This window comes from Fervidicoccus sp. SLHALR4 (assembly GCF_058692745.1).
This window is the reverse complement of record NZ_CP182483.1, coordinates 1130466-1147240: the sequence shown is the minus strand read 5'-3', so window position 1 is coordinate 1147240 and position 16775 is coordinate 1130466. Positions and strand designations below refer to the sequence as shown.

Genomic DNA, 16775 nt, shown 5'->3' with positions numbered 1-16775 from the left:
AAAGGCTCATCTTCAATAAAGTTTTTATAATTGACAATTGTATTAAATTTCCCCTTGTCGTGGTGAGAGTATATTGAAGGTCAGATTGCTCGACATCCAGTTCGTCAGCAACGCGGCAATCATAAATCCAGAAGATGCGAAGGCTTTCGGAATAGATGTAGAATCCAGGCTGATGGTAAAGCAGAATGGTACCCCTCTCATGGCCTTCACTCCAATGATATCGTCCGAACTCGTTAACAAAGGAGAGCTGGGGATCCCAAGGGAGATCGCTAAGATATTCAAGCTAAGCGATGGAGATGATGTGGCTGTAGAGGGCGTTAGCCCTTCAGAGAGCATTTCCATACTTCAGAAGAAGCTGAACAGGGGAAAGCTTAACGAAGCAGAGATCAAAAAGATCGTTTCAGATATGGTGTCAGGCGTCTTGGAGGACTCTGCCATAGCAGAATTCGTGACCCTGCAGTCCACTATAGGCATGGATGACGATGAGACCTATGAGCTCATCAGGTCAATGGTCGAAACAGGAACTAAGATAACCTTCCCATACCCTGTTTATGATGAGCACAGCATTGGAGGGGTTCCTGGAAACAGCAAGGTGGCTATGCTCGCTGTCCCTACAGCTGTGTCTCTCGGGCTCAAGGTTCCAAAGACGAGCAGCAGGGCTATAACCTCTCCAAGCGGGACTGCTGACAGCATGGAGGCCCTGGCAAACGTCTCCCTCACGGCAGAGGAGATAAAGAAGGCTGTTGAGAGGGCGGGTGGCACGATCGCCTGGACGGGTTATCTGAATCTCGCTCCAGCAGACGACATAATGGTGAGGGTTGAAAGGAGGCTGCTCCTGGATCCTCCCTCTCAGGTAGTGGCAAGCATACTCTCGAAGAAAGTTGCTCTCAGTATATCGGGCCTGGTTGTGGACCTCCCAGTGGGGAGGGGAGCTAAGCTGGCAACCGAGACTGAAGCCGAGCAGCTGGCATCGATCTTCGTGAGGCAGGGTGGGAAGTTCAATATGAAAGTTAAAGCTCTGATAACCTTTGGGGGAGAGCCGATAGGATATACGATAGGGCCAAATCTCGAAGCCATGGAAGCTCTCTCTGCTCTCATTAAGAGGGAGGCCTCTCCAAGTCTCTTGGACAAGGCCATGCACATCGCGGGAGCTCTCTACGAGCTTGCTGGCAAAGCCAACGTGGGGGAAGGGGAAGCTTTTGCAAGGGAAGCTTTCCTGAGCGGAAAATCATACGAAGCTTTCAAAAAGATGATCGAGTGGCAGGGAGGAGATCCTAACAGGAAGCCTGAAGACATACCGCTGGGAGAGTACAGGGAAACGATCTACTCCAATAAGAGCGGAGCTGTTACTTTCATAGATAACAAGGCATTCAGCACCATTGCCAGGCTGGCAGGAGCTCCATTCGATAAAGCTGCTGGAGTCAAGCTCTATGTGAAAATCGGGAACAGAGTTAAGCCGGGAGACCCCATGTACACGATATACTCATCATCTTCCAGGAGGCTCTCCGACGCCCTGGCATTTGCAAACAGCGTCAAGGAAATTGAAATCGGGACCATGCTGCTGAAGGTTTTTCCGTGAAAGTATAAATCTTGCACAATCGATATGAAGGAATAGCAATGATGTTCAACGGGGAAGTGAAATGATAGCAATTGAGGTAGATGACAAGGGATTTCTGAAAATAACCAACAACGGAAGCAACCCAATAACCATATGGAAGATCGAGTTCACATACTATATCTTCACGCAACCTTTGAGGAAGGAGGAGCAGAGAGAAGGGAGGAGATACATCAGCGAGTCCATCGACAAAAAGTTCGAGCTGAACCCAGGAGAAACGTTGAGGTACTACATCAAGCTACCTCGGGAAGTCATAAAAGAAGTAATTGTTTATTATGAAGAACAGGGCTCATTTAAGAAAAGCTACATGAAGTTCGCCTGAGCTGAGGTGAGAATCATGTCCTCTACCGGAAAGGCGGACTCCCCAACTGTAGAAAACCGAATGTACCACATAATGGTAGCTCCGGGGGAAGTCTCCAAATACGTTCTGCTTCCGGGCGATCCTGCCAGAGCAGATCTCATAGCTAAGACTTGGGATGAGAGCAGGCTGATAGCAAGGCACAGAGAGTTCACGACCTACACGGGAAAGTACAGAGGGGTCCCCATTTCAGTAACCTCTACTGGGATTGGGGCTCCCAGCACAGCTATAGCGGTTGAGGAACTACTCCGCGTTGGTGCAGATACCTTCATTAGGGTTGGGACAACTGGAGCCATACAGCCATACATAGAGACAGGAGATCTCATAATAACATCTGCTTCTGTCCGCCTTGAGGGAACGAGCAAGCAGTATGTGATCCCGGAATACCCAGCATCATCTAGCCCCGAAGTTGTTATGGCTTTGATAGAGGCAGCCGAATCTCTGGGAGAGAGGTACTGGGTTGGGATAACAGCATCGACAGACAGCTTTTATCTCGGACAGAGCAGGCCTGGATACAGAGACTATTTCCCGTCTTTCGCCAGAAACATTCTTCCTGACCTGAGCATGGCCAATGTTCTGAACTTTGAGATGGAGTCCTCCGTGATCCTAACCCTTTCAAATATCTATGGGGCAAGGGCGGGGGCGGTCTGCGCAGCTATAGCCCAGAGATCGAAGAACGAATTTGCTCCAGGAAGGGGGATTGAGAGGGCAATCTCAGTTGCCAATGAAGCTGTGAAGATCCTCAATGAATGGGATGAGAGGAAGAAGAAGGCAGGAAAGAAGTTCTTCTTTCCATCGCTCTTGAGGTGAAAAGACCATTATCCGAAAGAACATTGTTCACGCCGCAGTTGGAAACATAAACATAGACTTGACTATATATTTGGAAAAGCTTCCGAGCCCCGATGAAGCTGTGAAAGCGAAGGACTTCTCCATGGGAAAGGGGGGAGGGGCATTAAACTACTCAGTTGCTGTATCTAGGTATGGGCACGCAGCCAGGCTGATAGGAGTTACAAGCAGAATCTTTCCTGAATTGGGATTCCTGGAAGAGCTGAAGGAGGAAGGAGTTGATATAAGCGGCATCAGAATTCTGGACGAAGGAACCCCCGGCTTTTCCACTATACTGAACGTTGAAGGAGAACAGAGGAGGCTTATAACTTACAGGGGCGTAAATGCAAAGCTGAATGAGGCATTAGTTCTCGATGGGTTAAAGAGCGAGCCGCTTCCAAAGATAGCGCATTTCTCAAGCGTGAACCCATCCCTACTGGAAGGTGTCTTAAACTCAATAGGCAAATTGAGAGACGAGATCTTGATTTCCTATGACCCTGGCACAGAGACCAGAGGGAACGAGGAAAAAATTTTGAAGGTTGCTGAAAGGGTGGACGTGATTTTCCTCAATGAAAGTGAAGCGGAAAGGATATTCGGAAAAAATGCGGAAGAAAGCATTAGGATAGCTTCTCATCAAAATGAAAAAAAGATCTTCATCCTGAAGAAGGGAGCAAGAGGCGGAACTGCATATATTAATGGGAGAGCCTATTGTGCCGCCGCTCCATCGATAGTACCTGTTGACACGACGGGGGCAGGAGATGCCTTCGACGCAGCGTTCAATTCATGCTATGCAGAAGGAGGGGAAGTGCAGAGGTGCATAGAAGTAGCAGTTGCCGCAGGAAGTCTTAAGTCGCTCAGGAGAGGATCCTCATCATCTCCCTATTTCCAGGAGATAGAGGACTTTCTGAAGAAATCTTTAAGGAAATAGAGCTCCATTTGTTTTTAATAGATTCCCTGACAGGAGTGCTTTTTCAAACCTTCCAGATAGAGCCGAAAGAACAAAGCTTTTTTCAGGCAGAAGGTGCGGGGGGTGGGATTTGAACCCACGCAGGACTGCTCCATCGGAGCCTAAGTCCGACCCCTTTGGCCATGCTCGGGCACCCCCGCTCGCTAAATGAGTTTGGGGAAAGAGGAAATAAATGTTACTTTGAGGAGGCTACAGCTTATAATGAATAATGTGAGAAGGGTTGCTATGACTTTTCTCCATATGTGAGGAGCAGACGCTTCATTTTTTGAAATTGAACCATCTGTGCAGAAAGAGCAGTTGCGTACTTTTCAACGATATCCTTTCTGAAATCTTCAGGTAACTTAAGTTCCTTGATCGCTTTTTCGAATTGCCTCTGGTATTTGTATTTTATCACTCTAAATCTCAGACAGAATGCAGCGATTGAAAACAATATCCTCAAATACAGAGCAAAAGCGCATACCAGAACAATGAACTTAAAAACTTTCATCTCACCATTCCATCCTTCAGTGATAAGTACTGTTAAGTATTTTTTTATCTCAAGCTATCAAACCTGCTAAGTGGATCGCTAGCGGGTTTTCGCAGTTTAATCCGGTTATTTCTTTTTTTTTAAGGAACCCGATACAACGAGCTAAGGATGAGATTCAGAGCCACGCTCTTCTCTTCTGCTTCTCACAACCATTTCAATGACTTCGCCGATGTTCGACATGCTTGGAATAGATTTCAACCTTTCATCAAGGAACCTTTCAGTCCACTTCTTCGCCGTTTCCGCATCAAGACCGGAATCAATTAATGATCTGTAGAAAGATGCGACTTCTTTTCCTATCTTATCGCCGCTGAATCCCTCTGTAAGCACCCCTATGAAGCTTTCCAATGGTTCTCTCAGATTTTTCAGGAAATCCGAGACCAACGCAAGGAGCTCTCTTACCTCTTCAATTTTATACTTCCCTTTCTCTTCGTTTTCCACATTTCCACCTAACTAAAGATTTAATGGGTTCTCAAAAATAATACTTTTCCCATTGACAAACGAAGAGCTACCTGCTGTCTTTACAACTGAAGGCCTCGCCTCTTTGGAAAAGCTAGAAAATATTAATTCTTATCTAAGAATCAAAATACAAATTATTGAGGCACTTAAAAATGGAGAGGAAATGCAGTGGCGTTGGGATTTTCGTCAACCCTGAGAGCGCTGAAGCAACCAATTCGATCCACAAAATAAGAAATGAGGCAGAAAGGCTTGGAGAGGAGGTCTTCCTCATCGCTGAAAGCTTGAACGAAAAGCTAAGGATGGGCGGAATTGAAATTCGCTCAGTAGCGGATCAGCAGCCCTGCTGGACAGTTGTAGTTGGGGGAGACGGGACCCTCCTAAAAGCTTTGAGATATAGAAAGATAAGAGATTCTCTCCTTATAACAATCGGTGCAGGTAGGAGATGTTATTACTTCGATCTCACTACAGAGAAGCTCGACGGTGTTCTGAAGAAGATAAAGATGGGCATGTATGCGGAACAGCACCTGTGGATGATGAACGCAGCAGGGGAGGGTTTCAATGAAGACTTTCTGAACGAGCTTGTTCTCACTGGAGGCTCCGCAAAGGTCATGGAGCTCGACGTTTCAGTAGATGGAGAAAAAGTCTACAGGATTGCGGGGGACGGAGTTATAGTGGCAACAGCATCTGGGTCAACAGCCTACAGCCTCAGTGCAGGCGGACCCATAGTCGATCCATTTCTCGCTTCCGCAGTGATCACGCCGCTTAATCCCATGACTCTTCACGCTAGAACGTTGGTAGTCGATCCCCATTCCTCCATAATTCTCGAAATCGTCAGGAGAACTGGAAAGGAGAGAGTTGTTGTTGATGGCCAGGTAGAGCTCTATCCTCCAGATGTAATCCGCGTGAGTCTGCTTGAAAGACCACTGAGATTCGCCCGAATGAGGCGGCTGAGGTTCTATGAGAGAGTCATCCGAGGAAGCTGTGGTCATAATATTTGATACTGCTGCCTTCTTAGCGGGGCTTCACCTGCTGATGAGAGAGAGAATCGTGACTGTCGAAGAAGTTATAGCAGAGGTTAAGGACTACTACAGCAGCGAAAGGCTGATCTATGGAATTGAAGCAGACAGGATTGAGGTGCGAGAAGCGGGAGCGATAACGGTCGACAGAGAAATCCCGGAAGCTCTAAGAAGAAAGCTGAGCGAAACAGACCTGAAGCTCATTCAGCTGGCCAGCAACGAAAAGAGAACTGGCAGGAAGCCTATCGTGTTTACGGATGACTACTCTGTCCAGAAGTCGCTAGAAATATTAGGCATAGAGTTCAGGCCTGTAAGACACAGAGGAATAAAGGAAATGCGGAAATGATGATCCTGATAGAAAAAAGCTTCTCTCTTCAAGAACCCGTTATCTGGTAGATGATTACAGCTACAAATATTTTGTCCGTACCAGAGTTGTATATTGGATCGACAACTATTCTGAAGGGAGCGAGTCTGCTGAAGGGCATGTCATCTACTACAGCTCCAGACACGAAGTCCATGAACGTTATGTTCCCGGTGATCCCGAGCGGAGTTCCCCTCAGAATAGCTGTATCGTTCAGGTGGTACATAGCATCAACCATCATTCTGTAAATGAGCGTTCTCTGAACCAGCGGATCCGTCCAGTTAGGTCCCACCACTGGGTAGTTTGTTCCCTGATAGGGAACGCTCTCAACAGCAAAGTATGGAGAATAAGATGTCAAGTTCAGCCTTCCGCCTATTCTGAGCATCCAAATCGATTTCGGTATGTCTGCAAGACCAACAGTTCCAGTGTATATGGAAGAGTAGGGGCCCACAGCCCAGCTACCATCAGATATTTGGCGCGCCCAGAAGACATCAAAGACGACAACGTATGAGCTGTTTGCAGGTGCTTTGAAGTCGTTAAGAGCAATATCAACTGCTTCGCTCTCGTTGGTGGATGTGAGCAACTTTGCAAGGAGAGCTATCTGCGTTCCGTTCAGGGTAGCTCCGTCGGCAACCGTTGCCCTTCCTGTCATAACTGGAATCCAGTAGCCGTAGTCCCACCAAGGCATGAAAACGCTATTCTGAAGAGTTTCGTTCCTGATGACATCAAGCGCATAAATCCATGCCTTGTTCTGCATGGCCAGCCCAATGCCTCCCGAGAGAATGAGGGGCGGGGATCTAGCCTGCGCAAAGGTCACGGAGAAGTGGAATGTCCCTATTATTACGAGAATCACTATCACAGAGCTCCACACAATGATCCCCATATCGTCTCTCTGTCTAGCGATCTTTTTGGACTTCTTCTCCTTGATCTTCTTCGATGCGCTCTCTTCCATCAAGCCCAGGCTCTTTACCAGCAAAGAGGAAACTGGAGCTACCCCCATTCCACCTGTGACCGAGAGGATCGTTGCTACGAACATCAGGAGATATGATGCCCTCAGCCCCATATATGTGACCAACGGAACAAGAAGAACGAACAAGAGATTTATCGGCTCTTTCTTCATTCTGAAGAGGCCGTAGAAGAAGTATACCCAAGACAGCAGCAGGCCCAACCCTGTGAGAGTTACCAAAGCGGTGAAGCTAAGCGACTGGTGCTCAGATACTGAGGCAACCAAAGCGTCGTTTGTTTGAATTCCTAGGAAGTAGTAAGCTCTGCCAGATATGTTGAGGAAGTTGAAGTACATTGCTATGAGGCCGAGGGCTCCTATTGCGATGATTGTTCCTCCGAAAACGGTCCTCCAGCCAATTCTCCTACTTCCGGCTTTAGTTATGGATGGGAACAACTTCATCTCTGCGAAGCCAAGGAGGTAGAGTGCATATCCGCCTATCAGAAATAGCCCCGCTCCCTTGAGCAAAGCTACAGGCGAGACCGTGGGGGAAGCGGACTGAACGGCTAGGGATATTGCTATGAAGAGGAGGAGGAAGAGAGACTCTCTCCTTTCGGGATCTTTTACTATCGGATAGAGCCCTATGAAAGCTCCTATGACGAGATCAACTATCTGATAGCCTCCCCAGCTCCAGGCTACTGAAGAGAGGATCACTGCCGCCAAAATCATGTAGACCGTCTTCAGCTTTGGCTTATTAGCTTTGATCATCTTAACAAAGAAAAATATGCCCAAGAGCACAATGGGCTGCGCCATCCCCAGCTTCACGAAGAATCCCGCATTGGTCCTGTCTAGCGTGCCAGGAATCACAGCAGCTATGAATGCGGAGAAAATTCCTGCCAGCTCTCCACCTATTTCTCTGGCTATAAGATAAGAGAAGATGACTATGAGGGCTCCTGCTATTGGCGGCTGTAGCACTGCCCACTGAAGAATCGAGAATCCAAAGAGCTTCGCGAGTGGGTAAGTTAGAGCTGCCAGCATCATGTTCAGCGGATAGTCCGTGTGAGCTACATCTCTCCCCCATGGATACCAAAATATGTGAGTGGCATTGTTGGAGGCCGTCAGGCTGTACCAAGAAAGGATGCCGTGCTGTACCATGTAGTTCGTGCCCCAATACATGAAGTATGGGTCGGCCTCGTCGAGATAGTAGCCGTACAGGAATACCCTCTGTATCCTCACGTAGAAAGCAATTGCTGCTATTCCAACCGCTACAATGAGCGCGAGCAATTTTCTTCTCTGATAGATTTTTTCCAAAATAGAGGCATTCGAGGCTTCTCCGCTATCTGTTCTGCCTGAAGACATGCTGCTCTCCTGATCTTCGTTGTTCCTTATCAATGAAAAACACACATGGTTATATTGTTTTTCAAGTGCAATTACAGCTCAGCTTTGTATACCGAGAAAGAAAGCCTTCATACTTTAGCTGCTTTTCGAAAAACGCAAGCATTTTATTTGCCACAGAAGAACTCTTCAGAATGAGCTCAGAAAAGGGATGAAGAAAATGTTCATAATCCGCGTAGATGCTGAAAACCCCGATCCATCAGAGATGGAAAAAGTGGGAAAATTGCTGGCACTGGGAAGAGTAGCAATATATCCAACAGACACTGTCTATGGAATCGGATGCGATGTCTTCAATGAGAGGTCTGTTCTGAAAATCTTTGAGTTGAAGAAGAGAGAGATGAAGCCGTTTCCTATACTGCTCTCAGAGCCTGAGGTAGCTGCGGAGATAGCTGCAATCAGTGAATTGGCAAAGAAGCTCATGGAGCGTTTCTGGCCCGGAGGGCTAACTTTGAAGGTTTATCCCAAGAAGAAAATCCCGAAGTACTTCCTCGATGAAGAGGGAAAAATAGCAATAAGAGTTCCAGATCATCCGGTCCCCAGGATGCTGGCAAAATATATAGGAGGAATGATCGTCGGAACAAGCGCAAACATATCAGGCATGAAGCCTCCAACCACGGCCCAAGAAGCGCTTGAATACATTAAAGATGTTGATGTTGTTGTAGATGCCGGTCCAGCAAAGGCAGGAAAGCCTTCGACCATAGTGGATGCTTCAGGCGAAAAAATTGTGCTGGTCAGGGAGGGGGCTGTTCCATTTTCGGAGATAGAGAAGGTGCTGCTGGATTGACATCTTTTAAAGGAGGTTCGTTCTTCGAAGAATTGATCACGCCAGTCGCGGAAGCTTATGGAATTTCTGTCGAGAACCTTATGCTGCAGCTCTCCGCCCCCATGAGGAAGTACTACCTGCGGGTCAACAAAATGAAGGTCGACGTTTCCAACTTGATCCAATTGCTCAGAGGTGAGGGGGTAACTGCAAAAAGAAGTGGGCTCACTGAAGAAGCAATATACATCGAAATCATGGAAGGAGATAAAGTTGAGTTGAGAGATAAAGCTGTTGTGGCTGAAAGAGAGGCAGCAGAAAGAGTCATGCTTGGAGCGGATTTGTACATGCCTGGGCTGAAGAGAATAATGAATGCGAGGAAGGGAGACTGGGTTTCGGTTTTGAGCGAGGACGGAACTCCTGTTGCCGAAGGGATCTTGGAAATTGAGCCGAAAGATATAAGCAGAAGGGCCAGGGGAGTCACAGTGAAAGTGGAAAGATCTCTCTACAGGCTTCCAAAAATCAGAGAGCTGGAGGCCTACAAGGAAGGACTGATCACAGATCAGTCATATCCATCAATGCTGGTTTCAAGGATGCTCAGCTTTTTTGCATCGGAAGCGTTCACATATGTAGATATGACTGCTTCACCAGGAGGCAAAATAGGCCACCTCTATGAGCTCACGGAAGGTAAAGGGAGATACTTTGCATTCGATCATACAGATAAAAAAGTGGAAAGGCTGAAGAGAGAGATTTCGAGGATAGGAGCGCAACGGGTTTTCATCGTAAAGGCAGATTCGAGGTATCTTTCGAAAGATTATCCGCAATTGAAGTCCAACTTCACACTGGTCGATCCCCCATGCTCGGGGCTGGGTAACAGGCCGAGAATTTTCTCCAAGGGCATTACGAAGGAGGAATTGAAAAATCTGGTATCTCTGCAGAGGCAGCTTCTAGCAGAGGCCGCCAGGATCACCCTTCCTGGAGGATACATATCATACTCAACTTGCACGATAACTTATGAGGAAAATGAAGGACAGGTTGAATGGGCATTGAAAAACCTGCCGCTTGAAGTCGCATATCCCAACTTTCCATACCCCCAGTCCAAGCTGAGCGATCATTCAGTCGCGAGATTTGTTCCAGGCATCCACGATACCATAGGCTTCTTCGCAGCGATTTTCAGGAGAATATAGCTGCTTGTCTCTCCCCAAACTGCTCAGAGAAGAGGCCTCGCTTCTATATCAAATACCACCTGCACCTTTCTCGGACCTACAGATCTCACTTTTCTGACATTCTTGAGATGAGCAGCCCACCCAAATCTCATTATCATTGATTCTATTTCCCTGAATTTCTCTCCAATAGCAACGTTAGGATCGTCCTCGAAGGAAACAAATTCATACATGTGGAGAAAACCTCCCCTCTTCGCGAGAGCTTTCAAAGCAGCCTGATAGAATGTTTCATCTATTCCTGGGAGTGGGAGGAGGATTCTGTCCGATCTCTCTCTCAGGTAGAGCTCAGCTATGTTCCTGGCGTCTCCGTGGAAAACTCTAACTCTTCCCTCAAGTCCGTTCAGGATTATGCTCTCCTTCTGAAGCTCAACGGCTTCCCTATTTATGTCAATAGAGTTCACTAAACCAACCTTGGAATGCTTCGCGATCACCAAGGAGAAACCCCCAATTCCTGAAAAGAAGTTGGTCACAATTTCACCCTCTCCGACCAGCTTTGCAACCCTCATGTGCTCATAGCTGAGCCTAGGAGATATGTAGGCTTTAGCTATGTCGACCAAGAAGGAAACGCCGTGCTCCCTGTAAATGGTCCTCGTCCTCTCCTCTCCTGCAAGGTGGATCAGCCTTCTGATCCTCTCTTCACCATATATCGGAGTTGCGGAAAGCCAAACGCTCTTTATATATGGGAATTTTTCGATTAGCTTTTTCGAAATCCTTTCCAATAATTCTGGATTGGTTGGCTTTATCCATACTGGGAATCGAAGTATGGCAATATCTCCGACAATTTCCAAGCTTCCCTCAATGCTCTCTTCAGCGCCGACCTCTCTAGCAATTTCCTTCAATACTTTTCTCCTCATTTTCGATCACACAGCTCAAGCAAGGACCTCTGCAACCATCGATTTTGTTAGACTGAGCTTGGCTTTAAATAGCAGCGGTGCTCTTCATGTCAGATCTTTCACTGCTCCGCAATCAATCATGTTCTATGCGTTTCAAAAAAGTTATTAGTTTGGGGCCTAAAAATGTTTCCAAGAAAGAAACAACGAAAAGCATTGCTGTCGAGGTGCTGAAAATTGCTGAGCAGAGATTCTGTCATTTGTCCAAAATGCCATACCGCAATGGAATTCTCGATGGAAGCAGAAACCTTCGGAGGAGGCATAAAGAGGGTGACGACGTTCTACAGATGCCCTGTGTGCAGCTACAGGATCCATGACTTGACTGTAGAGATAAACAGGTACAACGGCTCAGCGAAAATCAAGCTGAGCAGAAACCCCTAATTTTTTTGAAAGCCGCATCTAGCGGCAGAGTTTTTCCAATGTTAGTTCAATCTCTCCTCTAGAGTGATTTTTATTGAGTAACAGCTGTTTTGAAGTGGATTTGCTGAAAAAATACTGCCAAATTAATAACTACTGCAATGCTACATAGGTAAAGCTGGGGCTGACATTTGATTGAAAGCATTCATTTCTACAACTGTGAAGGAATAGCTGGAGAATCCAGAGGAAAAACTGTTCTAGTAAAGGCAAATGAGTTAACTCTACGTGAGCAGGGACTTAGCTACAGAGAGCACGACAGGAGCGAGTTAACGATTGACTGCAGAGGGGGGTTTCTAATACAGGCATTCTTCAATCCATTCTTCATTTTACCCCATGTCAGCACAGAAAAGGGTAGCACAATATTTCTAAAGATGATGCAGGTTGGGTGGGGAGGCGGAATATACAAAGATCCAGGTTTTGATTCACCACAATTTCTTTTCCCCTATTTCTACCCGGCGACTGCCCTCAGAAAAGGCGGGGATTTAAGAAAAGAGGAAGGCTCTGAGCTTAAATGGCTGAAGGGATCTCCAGCCATTCTGTACCTAGAAGAGCTGCATCTTCTCGAAGACGATTATCTGGAATCATTAAAAGAGCTTATGACGAAGAAAGATTTTCTTCTCTTTGTGAAGGCTCAAGCGGATGCTGACGAAGTATTCAAGAGTCTGGACCTTTACAAAAAAACACCCATCGGGAGGCTTCTTGAGCACGATCTTCTGACGGAGAAAACTGTAATAATCGGAGGGGACTGGCTCACAGGAAGCGATGTAGAAGCTATCGCTTCCAACTATTCCTGGATAGTTCACCTCCCCGCGGAGATGCCTGAGCTTGGAAGGGGAAGCAGCTTTCCTATATTGAAGTTTCTGAGTAGAGATTATGGGAAGGTTCTTATTGGAACAGGATCCAGATTATTCGACCCCCCTCTCTTTCTGGCTACCTTCTCACGCCTCCTCTACAGGTTCACTTCGTGGTCGACATCCATTGATTCAAGCAACATTCTAAAAATGCTCTGGTCTGGGTGGAAGCTTGTTGATGAAAAATTGTCCTGCATAGATGAGGGTTGCAGGCCAATGCTCTATTTATACAGAAAAGATTGCTTCATGGAAGGTGATGTCATTGAGGAGCTGGCTGGAGCTGGGTTCTGCTTCACCCCTCTGATGCTTTGCAGTTCAGATAAAGGATGCTTTTCATTTCAAAAAGAGCTAAATATGTTGCATAACAACATATTATCAGCATCCAATGATGAAGCTTTCAAGGGATGAAATGAGAATGATGAAACGAACCCGCGCCTGAGGGTGGTAGAATGACTTGTCCTTTCTTTAGGGATGGAAGGTGCAGAAGCCCGGTTTTGGGTTCTCTTTCAACGGAGGAACTCTATGAGAGAGGAAAGTGCGATGGAGAAGGCTACAAGAGCTGTCCATACTACAGAGATGCCATTAAAATGGCCGACAGCGGGATAAGCCTCGACAAAAGGCCAGATCCTCTTCTGAATATTGTTGATAGATTCCCAAAGGAATCTTGCTCTCTCATGAAAGTTATAAAAGCGGAACGTGGCTATGCGGCATACTGCAGTGCTTTAGATAGATACTTGACTCGCTTTGAAATTCATCTATGCGAGCAGGACTATCAGAGATGCCCGTTCAGAAAGATCGCTCTCACAGCTTAGTTTTCCCACTTTTCAAACAATTCAGCAGAGGACTTAATGGAAGAATGATTTGCAGAACGAGAGAAGGGTTTCAGCTGATCATGTTATCAAGTTTATGCCTGCATTCCTCTGTCGGTTAAAAGCTTCCACCAGTTTTCTTTCTGATAGCGTTTATGCTCATTATGATGTCGCTTATTGCCACACCAATCGCCTTCTTTATGTATGGTATGCAGGACTTATCTTCTATTTGGAATCTGAGCGACTCGAGCTCTCTCTGTGCTGATATAAGGGAAATTGGAACTGCCCCTTTCATCCCGTCTTCTAAAGCCTTCCTAGCAATTGTCATTCTTACAATGGTCGCATCTAAAACATCTTTGGTTGGAACCCATATGTTTGTCTCGACAGTGCCCCCTCTGCTCTTCATTTCCGCCGTCTCCCTGGCCCTTTTGAAAATATCAAGGTAATAATCGAATTTAGCTTCGAGAGCTATAATTTCGTATTTCAGCTCGAAGGCCAGGTTCAATTCTGCTAACCTCACTGATCCAGTAGAAGGCTTGTACATTTAAAAAAAGAGAGGCGAGCGAACGTGTTTCTCAAGGCTTGATTGTTATTGACAAAAGCGATGGAGAAAGAGACAGAGCTTTACTCTCAGAATCAATATCGAGAATGCTCGTTGCTAGCTTGAAGGAATGGTGTGAAGCTTACCTGACTGCATAATTATTAACTCAAGCATGTCTGTATCTACCTCTTTCTCCAGTCGTCATGAGGAGTTCTCCTTCTCTGGCGATTGCTAGAGCACCATCCACTGTCAATCCAGCCTTCAAATAGAGATCGCTGATGCTTTTCAAGACTTCGTTCTCTCCGCTCACCATGATGGTTACTAATTGCACATTCTTCCAAGAGTGGTCTCTCTGAATTGAAAATCTGTCCTCCCCATCGGTTATTAGAAGAATTATCGAGCGCTTCCTTCCTCTTTCTTTCGAGATGTCTTCTAAAGCGACGCTGATTGCTTTTCTAATGTCAGTTCCTCCGTTTGAAGGAATTGTGAGGACTGCCTGTATCATATCATTTAAATTTTCCATGGGGGATCCATAAGGATAGGGCTCCGAATCGAAAAGCCTCATGAATGCTTTCATTCCCTTTGAGCCTGCTAGCCTGAGGAGGAAAAGAGCGACGCTGCGCGACCACACAAGCTTGTGACCGGACATCGATCCGCTCTTGTCGAGCAGGAGGTAGAAAACAGCCTTTTTGCTCTCTTCCTTCTCAATGGTCAGCAGGCCCTCGCTTGAATATTTCGCCAAGAAGATTTGTCGAGGGACGGCGAATTCTTTTGGTATGGCCTTCTCCAATTTTTTAGTTCTTCCATATCCTCTCACTTCTTCTCCGTGAATTTCGAAGATCTTTTCGGAGTGGATGGTCTTCGAAGCGGCTTCCTTCATAACTCTGAACATATTCAAAATCTCCCTGGCTTCTTTCACTTCTATGACGGCTTCCGTTAAATCCAGTAGTCTCTTGATGCTTCCCCTTTCCCTACTGGCTCCGCCGCTGAAGCCAATGTCCTTCAACTGTTTAGCAAGCGATGCATATTCGGAGGCCTTCGATAGAGCTTCCATGATGACCTGCTCGGAAGCATTTTCGGCCTCATTGGGCGTTTGAGCCAACGATTCGGCTGTAGGCTCATTCTCGCGATTCCTTTCCTCATAAATGTCTGTTGCGGTCCTTCTATCGCCTCCCTCTCCTTCGTTGCTTTTTTCTTCAGAGGACCCCTTTCCCTTTCCTCCACCTTCCACTTCCCCGCTCTTCCCCTTACTTTGAGTCGCTGAAGTCGTGAGGCTCTTCATTAGGTTCCTCAAGAAGGCGACGGAAAAGATGAGCGAGGTCTCTTCATCCAGCTCAGTGGAAATTCTGGTTCTCAGGAATTCCTCGGAATCGATATATCTGAGCAGTATCAGTCTGGCGCTCTCTAGAAATTCGTCTTCGCTCCGGTCCGACAGAATAGGGTGGGAGGAGTAGTGAAGAAAGAACACATCAGTCGACAAAATCTTGGCTTTTTCATTCCTAGCGGCCTCTTTAGACAAGTCCTCGGGAAGGAGAGAGAGAATTATTCTGCTTATAACGTTGTAGATGCTATCCCTATTGGTTATGTTCACTAGCAGATTGGTCGCTTTATCCATTTCCCTTTGATTCCCTCTTCAGCTCAGATAGAACAATCTTCGCTTTCTCGATCTTTTCTTGAAGGCTCTCTCTGTAGTTCTCCAGCCTTTCACTGTCTCCAGCTCTTTCCAGAAAGCTCTCTGATTTAGAGAGAACATCGCTGAGAGCTCTGATGTTTGAATCTGTTGGTACTGCCCTGGCCCTTTCCGTCACATTTTTCAATTCCGTTTCCAAGGTCTTGAGCTGTCTAACCTTATAGCTGGATGAGGAGAGGCCGGTCTTAACGAGCACTTCCTCTACCTTCTTCAAGTCATCTTCTGTTGACGGAGCAGTAAATCTGACTGCTTCGCCCAGCGATTCCAAACTTATCTCGTTCTCATGATAGATGTAAGAGATTGCCGAAGCTACGATGAGAGCTTTAACCTTTCTCCTATCACTCAATTCGACGGCAGAACTTTTCAATTCAGCAAGAACTTCCAGGTACTTATTGATGAGCTTTTCATTCTTCAGCGATTCCCTTGTTCTTTCCTTGACCTTTTGCTGAATAATTCTCACTTCATCAGCACTCAATATTGGAGCAAGATTTTCACCGTATCCCGTCTCGAGCTCAATGCCCTTCTCCAGAAGCTGTTTCCACAAATCGAAACCTACGGGACCGAAGAAATCCCTTATAGTGAACCTGTCGTAGAGAGCAGCATCTTCGCTTTCCAGACTGACTTCGTTGGATGCGGTGTATATAGTAAGTATTGGGGCTTTCTGGTATTCACTCCCATTGTAGATCCTCTTGTAAAGAATTATGTCAAGCAAAAAGTTTCTTATGGCGCTGGATGCTCTGAAAATTTCATCGAGAAAGACTATTTCCGAATCAGGAAGCCTTCCCTTTGTCACTCTGACATATTTCCCCTTTCTAAGCAATGCTACGTCTACTGGTCCGATCAGCTCATCAGGCTCAGTGTACTTCGTTAAAAGATAGTAGAAGTATCTCGAATTGAGCATCCTTGAGAGGGTTTCTATTAGCTTTGTTTTCGCTGTGCCTGGCGGAGAAATGAAAATCGCCGGTTCTCCGGAGAAAAGGGAAGCGAGAGCTGCTTCCACTTCCCTCTCTCTGTCGACAAACAGATTGTTCAACTTGTTTCTGAGAAAGGAAATTTTTGTGTTCAGCTCAGCTGCTTCCATTGCTTTCTACCTTTTAATCTTTCAATCGTTCTGTAGGAAGATTTTTCCCGCTAA

At 46.3% G+C, this 16775-nt stretch carries 18 protein-coding genes and 1 tRNA gene; 11 read left to right on the top strand and 8 right to left on the bottom strand.

Features of this window, described 5'->3' with window-relative positions; translation table 11 throughout:
- Positions 1-73: 73 nt before the first annotated feature.
- The 4 genes from ACLGLO_RS06230 (at position 74) to ACLGLO_RS06215 (ending at position 3726) form a co-directional block, all read left to right on the top strand.
- A complete protein-coding gene (locus ACLGLO_RS06230; protein ID WP_492128047.1) occupies positions 74-1579 on the top strand; it encodes an AMP phosphorylase in 1506 nt (501 codons plus the stop codon).
- A 61-nt stretch (positions 1580-1640) separates the two neighbouring features.
- Positions 1641-1937 (top strand): hypothetical protein, encoded by a 297-nt coding sequence (locus tag ACLGLO_RS06225; RefSeq protein WP_492128046.1) that lies wholly within the window; start codon positions 1641-1643, stop codon positions 1935-1937.
- Positions 1938-1952: 15 nt separating this feature from the next.
- Positions 1953-2783 (top strand): uridine phosphorylase, encoded by an 831-nt coding sequence (gene udp, locus ACLGLO_RS06220; protein ID WP_492128045.1) that lies wholly within the window; start codon positions 1953-1955, stop codon positions 2781-2783.
- A gap of 7 nt (positions 2784-2790) precedes the next feature.
- Positions 2791-3726 (top strand): carbohydrate kinase family protein, encoded by a 936-nt coding sequence (locus ACLGLO_RS06215; RefSeq protein WP_492129155.1) that lies wholly within the window; start codon positions 2791-2793, stop codon positions 3724-3726.
- Positions 3727-3820: 94 nt separating this feature from the next.
- On the opposite strand, the gene ACLGLO_RS06210 is transcribed toward ACLGLO_RS06215, so the two are convergent.
- From ACLGLO_RS06210 to ACLGLO_RS06200, 3 genes are all read right to left on the bottom strand, one after another.
- Positions 3821-3905: transfer RNA gene (locus tag ACLGLO_RS06210), tRNA-Leu, on the bottom strand.
- 83 nt (positions 3906-3988) lie between these two features.
- On the bottom strand, positions 3989-4252 hold the full coding sequence (locus ACLGLO_RS06205) for a hypothetical protein (RefSeq protein WP_492128044.1): 264 nt from the start codon (positions 4250-4252) through the stop codon (positions 3989-3991).
- Positions 4253-4393: 141 nt separating this feature from the next.
- On the bottom strand, positions 4394-4729 hold the full coding sequence (locus ACLGLO_RS06200) for a hypothetical protein (protein WP_492128043.1): 336 nt from the start codon (positions 4727-4729) through the stop codon (positions 4394-4396).
- Between the two features lie 170 nt (positions 4730-4899).
- Here ACLGLO_RS06200 and ACLGLO_RS06195 point away from each other — a divergent pair, with 170 nt between their 5' ends.
- Entirely contained in the window at positions 4900-5745 is an 846-nt protein-coding gene (locus ACLGLO_RS06195; protein WP_492128042.1) for an NAD(+)/NADH kinase, read from the top strand.
- Positions 5705-6109 carry a hypothetical protein gene (locus tag ACLGLO_RS06190; protein WP_492128041.1) on the top strand — a complete coding sequence of 135 codons (405 nt, stop codon included), beginning with the start codon at positions 5705-5707 and terminating at the stop codon, positions 6107-6109. Before ACLGLO_RS06195 ends, ACLGLO_RS06190 begins: the two co-directional genes overlap by 41 nt.
- 28 nt (positions 6110-6137) lie before the next feature.
- Here the strand turns inward: ACLGLO_RS06190 and ACLGLO_RS06185 are convergent, their stop codons facing one another.
- On the bottom strand, positions 6138-8426 hold the full coding sequence (locus ACLGLO_RS06185) for an STT3 domain-containing protein (RefSeq protein WP_492128040.1): 2289 nt from the start codon (positions 8424-8426) through the stop codon (positions 6138-6140).
- A gap of 187 nt (positions 8427-8613) precedes the next feature.
- Here ACLGLO_RS06185 and ACLGLO_RS06180 point away from each other — a divergent pair, with 187 nt between their 5' ends.
- Together ACLGLO_RS06180 and ACLGLO_RS06175 are read left to right on the top strand one after the other, a co-directional pair.
- Positions 8614-9246, top strand: a complete 633-nt coding sequence (locus ACLGLO_RS06180) for an L-threonylcarbamoyladenylate synthase (RefSeq protein ID WP_492128039.1) — start codon at positions 8614-8616, stop codon at positions 9244-9246.
- Positions 9243-10406, top strand: coding sequence for a PUA domain-containing protein (locus ACLGLO_RS06175; RefSeq protein ID WP_492128038.1), 1164 nt, complete (start codon positions 9243-9245; stop codon positions 10404-10406). The genes ACLGLO_RS06180 and ACLGLO_RS06175 overlap by 4 nt, the downstream gene beginning before the upstream one ends.
- A 23-nt stretch (positions 10407-10429) precedes the next feature.
- On the opposite strand, the gene ACLGLO_RS06170 is transcribed toward ACLGLO_RS06175, so the two are convergent.
- Entirely contained in the window at positions 10430-11296 is an 867-nt protein-coding gene (locus ACLGLO_RS06170; protein ID WP_492128037.1) for a class I SAM-dependent methyltransferase, read from the bottom strand.
- Positions 11297-11566: 270 nt separating this feature from the next.
- Here ACLGLO_RS06170 and ACLGLO_RS06165 point away from each other — a divergent pair, with 270 nt between their 5' ends.
- The 3 genes from ACLGLO_RS06165 (at position 11567) to ACLGLO_RS06155 (ending at position 13412) form a co-directional block, all read left to right on the top strand.
- Entirely contained in the window at positions 11567-11713 is a 147-nt protein-coding gene (locus tag ACLGLO_RS06165; RefSeq protein ID WP_492128036.1) for a hypothetical protein, read from the top strand.
- A 167-nt stretch (positions 11714-11880) separates the two neighbouring features.
- A complete protein-coding gene (locus ACLGLO_RS06160) occupies positions 11881-13008 on the top strand; it encodes a hypothetical protein (RefSeq protein ID WP_492128035.1) in 1128 nt (375 codons plus the stop codon).
- 41 nt (positions 13009-13049) lie between these two features.
- Entirely contained in the window at positions 13050-13412 is a 363-nt protein-coding gene (locus tag ACLGLO_RS06155) for a hypothetical protein (RefSeq protein WP_492128034.1), read from the top strand.
- A gap of 115 nt (positions 13413-13527) precedes the next feature.
- Here ACLGLO_RS06155 and ACLGLO_RS06150 read toward each other — a convergent pair whose 3' ends face one another.
- From ACLGLO_RS06150 to ACLGLO_RS06140, 3 genes are all read right to left on the bottom strand, one after another.
- Entirely contained in the window at positions 13528-13914 is a 387-nt protein-coding gene (locus ACLGLO_RS06150; RefSeq protein WP_492128033.1) for a hypothetical protein, read from the bottom strand.
- Positions 13915-14116: 202 nt separating this feature from the next.
- Positions 14117-15565: a vWA domain-containing protein gene (locus ACLGLO_RS06145; protein WP_492128032.1), complete on the bottom strand. Its 1449-nt coding sequence runs from the start codon at positions 15563-15565 to the stop codon at positions 14117-14119.
- A complete protein-coding gene (locus ACLGLO_RS06140) occupies positions 15558-16721 on the bottom strand; it encodes an AAA family ATPase (RefSeq protein ID WP_492128031.1) in 1164 nt (387 codons plus the stop codon). Before ACLGLO_RS06140 ends, ACLGLO_RS06145 begins: the two co-directional genes overlap by 8 nt.
- Positions 16722-16775: the final 54 nt, after the last annotated feature.

Excerpts from the sequence above, each read along its gene's own strand:
- ACLGLO_RS06145 (WP_492128032.1), bottom strand. The coding sequence starts at position 15,565 with ATGGATAAAGCGACCAATCTGCTAGTGAACATAACCAATAGGGATAGC.
- ACLGLO_RS06140 (WP_492128031.1), bottom strand. The coding sequence starts at position 16,721 with ATGGAAGCAGCTGAGCTGAACACAAAAATTTCCTTTCTCAGAAACAAG.
- ACLGLO_RS06195 (WP_492128042.1), top strand. The coding sequence starts at position 4,900 with ATGGAGAGGAAATGCAGTGGCGTTGGGATTTTCGTCAACCCTGAGAGC.
- ACLGLO_RS06225 (WP_492128046.1), top strand. The coding sequence starts at position 1,641 with ATGATAGCAATTGAGGTAGATGACAAGGGATTTCTGAAAATAACCAAC.
- ACLGLO_RS06205 (WP_492128044.1), bottom strand. The coding sequence starts at position 4,252 with ATGAAAGTTTTTAAGTTCATTGTTCTGGTATGCGCTTTTGCTCTGTAT.
- ACLGLO_RS06155 (WP_492128034.1), top strand. The coding sequence starts at position 13,050 with ATGACTTGTCCTTTCTTTAGGGATGGAAGGTGCAGAAGCCCGGTTTTG.
- ACLGLO_RS06190 (WP_492128041.1), top strand. The coding sequence starts at position 5,705 with ATGAGAGAGTCATCCGAGGAAGCTGTGGTCATAATATTTGATACTGCT.
- ACLGLO_RS06185 (WP_492128040.1), bottom strand. The coding sequence starts at position 8,426 with ATGTCTTCAGGCAGAACAGATAGCGGAGAAGCCTCGAATGCCTCTATT.
- udp (WP_492128045.1), top strand. The coding sequence starts at position 1,953 with ATGTCCTCTACCGGAAAGGCGGACTCCCCAACTGTAGAAAACCGAATG.
- ACLGLO_RS06180 (WP_492128039.1), top strand. The coding sequence starts at position 8,614 with ATGAAGAAAATGTTCATAATCCGCGTAGATGCTGAAAACCCCGATCCA.
- ACLGLO_RS06170 (WP_492128037.1), bottom strand. The coding sequence starts at position 11,296 with ATGAGGAGAAAAGTATTGAAGGAAATTGCTAGAGAGGTCGGCGCTGAA.
- ACLGLO_RS06165 (WP_492128036.1), top strand. The coding sequence starts at position 11,567 with ATGGAAGCAGAAACCTTCGGAGGAGGCATAAAGAGGGTGACGACGTTC.